The following is a 464-nucleotide window of genomic DNA, read 5'->3' on the forward strand; positions in this document are numbered from 1 at the left end:
GCCGATTGCCGGTACCAGCGCTGGCCTGGCCATCCTCGGCGGCTATGCCTATGGCGCCATGGATGGCGGCAGCATCAGCTCGGCCGGTGCGCTGGCCGATCCGATGGGCAGCGCAGTCACCATGGACAGTGGCTTCCTGCAGATGCCCTACCTGCAGCGCGTGGTCACCGACACCCATTTCGACAAGCGTGACCGCCTTGGCCGCCTCATCGTGTTCGTGGCACGCGCCGCGCAGGACAGCGGCGACCCTGACATCGTCGGCATCGGCGTTGATGAGGACACCGCCCTGTGCGTGGAGCCCGATGGCCAGGCCCAGGTCTACAGCGCTGATGGCGAGGGCAAGGTCTGGGTGGTCAGCCCCGGTCGTGATGCCGATCGCCTGGTCGAGGGCGAACCATTGCGCTTCCATGCCGTTCCGGTGACCGTGGTCGCCAGTGGCAGCCGCATGCGCCTGGACGATTTCC

General features: G+C 67.5%; 1 protein-coding gene. It reads left to right on the plus strand.

The window, feature by feature from the left end; genetic code table 11:
- Positions 1-464, plus strand: a 464-nt coding sequence (locus D7X12_RS41890) for a cyanophycinase (protein ID WP_279637306.1), incomplete at both ends; no start/stop codon positions are given.

Origin of the sequence: Corallococcus sicarius, assembly GCF_003611735.1 — a bacterium.
Taxonomy (GTDB): Bacteria; Myxococcota; Myxococcia; order Myxococcales; family Myxococcaceae; genus Corallococcus; species Corallococcus sicarius.